General features: G+C 44.4%; 9 protein-coding genes. 5 read left to right on the top strand and 4 right to left on the bottom strand.

What is annotated here, in order from left to right; all coding sequences use genetic code 11:
- The coding region (locus tag RMO84_RS19760; RefSeq protein ID WP_310490150.1) for an exodeoxyribonuclease III at positions 1-463 on the top strand (463 nt) is incomplete at its 5' end.
- A gap of 48 nt (positions 464-511) precedes the next feature.
- Here the strand turns inward: RMO84_RS19760 and RMO84_RS19755 are convergent.
- The 3 genes from RMO84_RS19755 to RMO84_RS19745 all read right to left on the bottom strand — a co-directional run bounded on the left by RMO84_RS19755 (position 512) and on the right by RMO84_RS19745 (position 3,698).
- Complete coding sequence (locus RMO84_RS19755; protein ID WP_310490149.1) at positions 512-1,861, bottom strand: cytochrome P450; 1,350 nt, start codon at positions 1,859-1,861, stop codon at positions 512-514.
- A gap of 170 nt (positions 1,862-2,031) precedes the next feature.
- Entirely contained in the window at positions 2,032-2,685 is a 654-nt protein-coding gene (locus RMO84_RS19750) for a flavin reductase family protein (RefSeq protein WP_310490148.1), read from the bottom strand.
- Positions 2,686-3,068: 383 nt separating this feature from the next.
- Entirely contained in the window at positions 3,069-3,698 is a 630-nt protein-coding gene (locus RMO84_RS19745; RefSeq protein WP_310490147.1) for a phycobiliprotein lyase, read from the bottom strand.
- Between the two features lie 386 nt (positions 3,699-4,084).
- Here RMO84_RS19745 and RMO84_RS19740 point away from each other — a divergent pair, with 386 nt between their 5' ends.
- From RMO84_RS19740 to RMO84_RS19730, 3 genes are all read left to right on the top strand, one after another.
- Positions 4,085-4,531 carry a hypothetical protein gene (locus RMO84_RS19740; protein ID WP_310490146.1) on the top strand — a complete coding sequence of 149 codons (447 nt, stop codon included), beginning with the start codon at positions 4,085-4,087 and terminating at the stop codon, positions 4,529-4,531.
- A 315-nt stretch (positions 4,532-4,846) separates the two neighbouring features.
- Positions 4,847-5,857: a UDP-glucose 4-epimerase GalE gene (gene galE / locus RMO84_RS19735; RefSeq protein ID WP_310490145.1), complete on the top strand. Its 1,011-nt coding sequence runs from the start codon at positions 4,847-4,849 to the stop codon at positions 5,855-5,857.
- 150 nt (positions 5,858-6,007) lie between these two features.
- Positions 6,008-6,514 (top strand): FKBP-type peptidyl-prolyl cis-trans isomerase, encoded by a 507-nt coding sequence (locus RMO84_RS19730; protein ID WP_310490144.1) that lies wholly within the window; start codon positions 6,008-6,010, stop codon positions 6,512-6,514.
- Between the two features lie 88 nt (positions 6,515-6,602).
- Here the strand turns inward: RMO84_RS19730 and RMO84_RS19725 are convergent, their stop codons facing one another.
- Positions 6,603-6,791, bottom strand: a complete 189-nt coding sequence (locus tag RMO84_RS19725) for a hypothetical protein (RefSeq protein ID WP_310490143.1) — start codon at positions 6,789-6,791, stop codon at positions 6,603-6,605.
- Between the two features lie 177 nt (positions 6,792-6,968).
- Between RMO84_RS19725 and RMO84_RS19720 the strand changes: the two genes are divergently transcribed.
- Positions 6,969-7,172, top strand: a 204-nt coding sequence (locus tag RMO84_RS19720) for a hypothetical protein (RefSeq protein ID WP_310490142.1), incomplete at its 3' end; no start/stop codon positions are given.

The following is a 7,172-nucleotide window of genomic DNA, read 5'->3' as shown; positions in this document are numbered from 1 at the left end:
TCTCTATGTGCCGAATGGGAACGCGATCGACAGCGATAAATACGCCTACAAGCTACGGTGGTTGAAATTATTGGGTTTGTATTTAAAAACCACAATGACGGCGGTTCATCAGTCAATTTGCGTGTGTGGAGACTTTAATATTGCCTTGGACGATATCGATATTCACAGCAAAACTGTAGCGTTAGATCGAGTGATGGCAACAGCTACCGAACGCGAACTTTTACGCAAATCGACGATCGATTTAGGTTTCCAAGATAGCTTTCGGAAATTTACATCTACTGGGGGAAACTTTAGCTGGTGGGATTATCGCCAACAGGGATTCGAGCGCAATCGCGGTTGGCGGATCGATCATCTGTATCTAACGCCAGATTTATTCGATCGAGCCAAGAGTTGTAAGATCGATATCGAGCCGCGCAAACTAGTCAAACCCAGCGACCACACCCCAGTAATTTTGGAATTATAAGTTAGAGAGAACGAGCGGTAATACTCCGAGATCGTTTACCAGCGATCGTTAATTTGTCGAAATAACTTTAGCCTGAATTCCCCCCTTTGGCCCTAGCGTAATGCCGCGACGTACGGGGGCTACGGGTAACTTACCAGTGAGTTCGAGCTGGCAATGAGAGAGAATTTCAACTAATACTAACTTCAGCTCTAATTGCGCCAGTGCCATCCCGATACAACGACGACTACCACCCCCAAACGGCAAAAATTCGTACGGCGAAAATTGGCGTTCTAAAAAGCGTTCTGGCTTAAATAAATGGGGTTCGGGATAGAGATCTTCGCGATGATGGGTGAGATAAATGCACCCAGAAACGATTGTCCCTGGCTCGATCTCATAACCTTGCAAAGATACTGGTTCCTGAGCAATGCGGGGAAAGGTTAGCAGTGCGACTGGATAAATTCGCAGCGTTTCCGAACAGACAGCATTGAGATATGGTAAACGGCTAATCGCGATCGGATCTCTTTCGACACCTAAAGTGGCGATTTCAGCTAGGAGTTTTTCCTTAATTTCTGGTAGATAATTTACCCAATAAATCGCCCATGAGATCGCTGTCGCCGTCGTTTCATGTCCGGCAAATAACAGCGTCATCAGTTCATCGTGCAGCTCAACATCACTCATGCCATTACCATCAGCATCTTGAGAGCCGATTAATAAAGTTAAAATATCAGCGCGATCTGGTTGGTAATTACGACGTCGATCGGCAATTTCGGCATACAATAGCCGATCGAGTTCTGCTCGATCGCGTAAGAATCGCCCCCACGGACTCCAAGCTCCTAAATCTTGTTGTAATACCGGAATGAGCAAGAAACTGGCATTAATTGGTGATTCGATTAATCCTAGTACTTCGATTAATTTAACCCGAATTAAATCGTAGCGTTCGCCTTGGTAAAGTCCAAATACCGCCTGTAAAATTACCGACAATGAAATCGACTGCATTTGCTCGCGGAGATCGATCGTTTCACCTGTGCGCCAACTAGCGACTAAATCTTGTGTCACTTTGCAAATCAGCTCGGTATAAGTCCGAATTTTATCGCCGTGAAACTGTGGCATCAATAATTGCCGCCGCTGACGATGTTCGGTTCCATCTAATAAAATGACTCCGCGATCGCCTAAAAAAGGCTGCAAGATTCGGTTGCGCGAACCAGGTGCGGAAAATTGTTTGGTATCGTTGGTTAAGAGCTGCTGTACCAATTGGGGGTTGCTGATTAAAACCGCGCGATTGAGCGGTCCGAACATCTTCACCTGGAAGATGTCGCCACATTGGCGATCGTAATTATGCAAATATTCAAGCGGCTTAATAATCCAATCCCAAAGCTGCAATGTACCTGATGTGTCGATCGTTGGTAGTTGTGCGGTCATAAAATTTTAAATAGGGTTTTATGATATGTCTATTGTCAAATATTCTAATTGTAAGAGCTAAATCGATGACCCACAAACAGAAAGTTGCTCACTTCAAGCAACTGCTACGAGATCGAGGGTATTGGCGATCGAATGTAATTCCGCTTGCCTATTAACTACGCTGGTTATTGCTAAGATTCGAGCCGAGGACGTGCTAATTCAAACATCGAATCGGCACTCGCGCGATCGTACCAATTACCGCCCATCCGACTGAGATATTGGACTTGAGCCGGATCGATTTCACCATTTACCATTAATTGTGGGGCGATATGAAAGTACACCACCTCGCCGATGACATAGTTAGCCGCATTCGCACCTGAGCCGTGAGAAACGATTTGAAACAACCGACACTCGATCGCCATCAAGCTCTCGGCGACGCGTGCGGGGCGGACTTTAGTTGTCGATGCCGGGGTAAATCCAGCACGTTCCCATTCACTCACGCTGGGTTCAAAATCGAGTGAGGCAATATTGACACCATCTTGCATCCCAGCACTGACGACGTTGATAACAAACTCGCCCGTATCGCAAATATTTCGGAGCGTATCTTTGGGCTGTTCGTGACGATTGGTAGTAGGTGAAAAGGCGATCGAGGGCGGGTTGAGTCCACCTGCCATAAAATAGCTAAACGGGGCTAAATTGGGAATGCCATCTCTAGAAAGTGTCGAGACAAAAGCGATCGGGCGTGGCGAAACTACATGGTTGAGCAATCGATAAGCTTCCGATGGAGACAAATCCGCACAATCAAATCCTAAATAAGACTGAGGATCGTTAGTATGTTGGGACATTAGATTCTATACAGCCAAAACATAAATTTTAGAATGAATTCGATCGATACTTAGAGGATGTTTGGAAAGTATGGATTATCACTCGTCAACCCTGGAAGATCCCCCCTAGCTAGCCCCCCTTAAAAAGGGGGGAACCAGAATTAAAGTCCCCCGCTTGGTGCGCTACACTGTCGGGGAACCCGAACAGTACGCGCATCCGCTTTTTAAGGAGGATTTAGCGGCTCGCTATGGGCGGGGTTCCCCTGCACATAAAAGCGAGACAAGACAGGGGGATCTGCCCGCTGCAAACGTAGCAATTGGACTTTCCAAACATCCTCTTAGGTTTTAGGCTTTAAAACGCAAGCGTCTTTCTAAACCTCGATCGTCGATCGACGATCGACGATCTAACTCTTCTGTTCGAGTCCAAATCCAACCAGATTAACAACTGTCGGCACTTCACCTGGCTGAGGGCGTTGATAGGTGACGATCGTGCGGAGCCGCGTCGTGGGCGAAATCAGCCGTAATTGGTCTACTGCTACCGATCGACTGTAATATGTGACTAATTCTAGAGTTTGGCGACTGGGTAGATAGGTGAATCGACCAGTAATCGCACCTGTCTCTGAGTAACCTTCATCGCGCAGATATAACCCTCGAATAACTTCCGTACTATCGAGGATTTCGGCAGTAAGTGGCATCGCTGGAGCCAGTGGATCGGTAGGTAATAGCTGTGGAGCGACGATTGCCCGATCTGGTACGAATATAGCCTTAAGATTCATCGCAACGCGCTCTCCTTTCTCTGAAACCGTAGAAAAGCCAATCCTAAAGCCAGGAAAATCATCGATCTCCACGGTAGCTGACATACTGCCAGCGGGCAAAAAATCTGAAGAAATTCGCTGTTTTTCGGCCACAGTCAATGCTGATACGTTAAATTCAGTATAGGAGCGTTCTACTTCGTTATGCAGTGGGTAATGATAAGTCCGCTCGGTTTTCCATGCACCCACACAAGCCGCAAAAAAGTCTTGAATTTCTAGCATTTTTTAGCAATACTTCTTAAGTAGGTACGTTTTAAAAGGAGATTCGGTTCTTATTTTAGCAAGATTGCCGCAAACAAACAGCTCGAACCCGCCGATCTTTCTTTACTAGATCGCGAAAATTACCAGCAGCCCGATCGCCTAGCCCGTAGACTGGGAAAGCCATCGAGCCGGTCGTTCGTCTTAGCTATATTACCGCCAGCTTGCTCGATCGCAATTAAATATCCTTAAATAATAATTGCTATTTGTCCGCCAGGTCTGAATAAATTATTTTACAATTAATTAATAATTATGAATGTAACATTTACCAAAAGTTAAATAATTCAGCAATAAGTCAAAAAATATCGCTCTATTAATTAAGATCGATGGGAGTTATCTGCAGGTAAAAGATGGAATCAATCCAACAACAGATTAGTATCTTGACACGCAAAGTCGATCGAGTTTATCAAATCATCGATCGATTGAACCAGCATGTCTTTGAGAATCTAGATCCTCAGATTGTCAGTAAGGAAGAAACCTCCGTCAAGTACCCAATCGATCGTGAAGAGTCACTCAGCGGGGATGCGCGGCAGATGTCCTCAGCAACTAACTATCGCAGCCAGGGATACGCCGATCTACCTAGTGGTACGACTTATCGGCGAGATGCCAGTGAATGGGCGATTGCCCAGCAGGATATTTTGATCGACAGTAGTGGTGTGGAAATCAGTCACCACCAGATCAAAGAGCAAGATCTAGCTCCCCAAATCCAGATCCAACGTCTGACAGCGCAACTCACTGCTGCTTACAACCGGATTGCCGCTCTAGAGGAGCAGCTATTAGCCAAACGTTGGAAGTAGCGTTGGTAATATCACGATCGATCCTAGCAATTTGATGACGCTCGACGCGACAGCTCGCGGTATAGCATCTAGACAATTAGACTGTCGGCCTGCAAAGCGTTAGGCTTAGCTGCGGCACGATCGGCAATTCGATTGATTGTATAAAATAAGAAGTTATAGTAGTGTTAGTTGTTGCCGGAATTAGTTATCTAACTGACAGTAAAAAACTAAGTCTTCCGCATCAGTGAATTTACTGAATATTTAGCTATTGAGTCTAACTTAATTGCCGATTCTACTAACTTGCTCTCTACATACTATCTATAATCTAGCCTAATAATGAAGAAGAAAATTTTAGTTACGGGTGGTGCTGGCTATATCGGCTCCCACACCATCAAACAATTGGGTGAGGCTAATTACGATCTGGTCGTTTACGATAACTTGTCTACTGGTAGCACCGACGCTATAACTTATGGTAAGTTAGTTGTAGGCGATCTTGCCGATCGACAGAAACTAGCAGAAATTTTTGCCAAGCATCACTTCGATGCTGTATTGCACTTTGCCGCTAGCATTTCTGTGCCAGATTCAGTGGTTAAACCACTCGAATATTATAGTAATAATACAGCTAATACTCTCAATCTTCTGCACTGCTGTCAACAATTTGGCGTTAACAAATTAATCTTTTCTAGTACGGCGGCAGTCTACGGACAACCAGAAGTCAATCCCATTACCGAAGAAACCAATCCGCAACCGCTCAATCCATACGGCAGTTCTAAACTGATGAGCGAACGCTTGATTAGAGATTATGCGGTAGCTTCCGATCTCAGGTATGTAATTCTGCGTTACTTTAACGTCGCTGGTGCGGAAGTCGGTGGTAGTTTGGGTCAAACGGGCAAAAAAGCCAGTCATCTGCTCAAAGTTGCTTGCGATGCCGCATTAGGTCAACGATCGCATGTTGATATCTTTGGTACTGATTTTGATACCCCAGATGGCACTGGCATTCGCGACTATATTCATATTGACGATCTGGCTAGAGCGCACGTCGATGCGCTCACTTATCTAAATAGCGATCGTCCCAGTCAGACTCTCAATTGTGGCTATGGGCAAGGCTACAGCGTCCGGGAAGTCATTGAAAAAGTTAAAGAGATCTCCGGCGTCGATTTTACAGTGATTGAAGCCGAACGCCGTGCTGGCGACCCAGCTTGTGTGATCGCAGCCAACGATCGCATTACCGAAATCTTGGGTTGGCAACCCCGCTTCAACGATCTCGATACGATCGTGCGAACAGCCTTAGCGTGGGAAAAGAAATTAGCAACTAATTCAGAGCCAATCAAAGAGTTAGTCGGTTAATAACATCTCGATCGTCAATTTCGACTAAGAGGATAATTATGATTAATTATTCTCTTGGTTTTATAGATCGTCTACTCGATCGCCGATCGAGATGAGCTGCACTAAGATTGATGTGTGATATGTTAAGTAACTAGAAATTGAGGTGCATTAATGAGAAAGATGATATTTAGTTCGATTGGGATGCTTAGCTCTGGCGTTCTCAGTGCTTTTTTACAATTTGTGATTAGCGATACCGCTGCAACTGCCTTTACCAGAGTCTCAGCGCAACAGCCATTAGCCAATGTGCTAGCGGTGGTAATAAATAAGGATTCCAAAACAATTACGACTCCTTCCGGCTTGAAATATACCGTCCTCAAAGCAGGGAAAGGAGCTACGGCCAAGCCAGGACAAAAAGTTTTCGTTCATTACACTGGTACGCTTACCAATGGTAAAAAGTTTGATAGTTCGCGCGATCGCAACGAACCTTTTAGTTTTATCGTCGGTCAAGGACAAGTAATTGCTGGTTGGGATGAAGCTCTCAGTACAATGAAAGTCGGCGAGCGGCGGAAATTAACTATTCCACCGAAATTGGGTTACGGCGCGACAGGTGCTGGTGGTGTAATTCCACCAAATGCAACATTAATTTTTGATGTAGAATTACTGAAGATTGGCGAGTAAAATTTAGAGCGATTTTTCTGATTCGCTCTAAATCGATATTGATAATGCCAATAATCTAGCGAACGGGAAATTCTCGTCCGCTAGATTACTATTGGGGACGATTGAATAGATATTCTTTAATACGATTTTGCTCTGTTTGTAAGCCCACAATATCTCTAGATATCCCCTCCAGACGCAAATCGATCGTATTAATGCGGCTATCGACAATTTGTACCCGTTCTTCGACTTTTTTTAGTTGAGCTGAAAGTTGTTGGATATCGGTAGAAATTTGCCGCACATCTGTAGAAAGTTGTCTGTCATCGCTACGGAGATAGTTATAGCATGAGTAGCTGCGAGCGTTAGCGTAGCCTATAGATTAGAAAGTTAGATGTTGTTAGTGTAGGTGGTATGGCTGGATAAGATAAGAATAAATCGTTATGAATTAAAAGCAAGGCTTATTGCCGATTGATACAAGGTGAATAAATTTGACACACTACCGGCTCTCTATTACTTAGGGTTTTATCATCCTAAATTTAATTATTACGAAGGTTTCTATAATGATAATTGTAACTTCAACGAATTTAGTAATCGAATCCTAACACTCAAAGATAGAGATTATCTTACAATTCACTACTTTAGGGATATATTGACAAAGCTTATTGAAGATGAAGACCTTAGC

The sequence above is a fragment of the Chamaesiphon sp. VAR_69_metabat_338 genome (genome assembly GCF_031423935.1).
In the GTDB taxonomy this organism is placed as follows: domain Bacteria; phylum Cyanobacteriota; class Cyanobacteriia; order Cyanobacteriales; family Chamaesiphonaceae; genus Chamaesiphon.
Note: the sequence above shows the minus strand (reverse complement) of the source record. Positions and strands in the feature narration are given on the sequence as shown.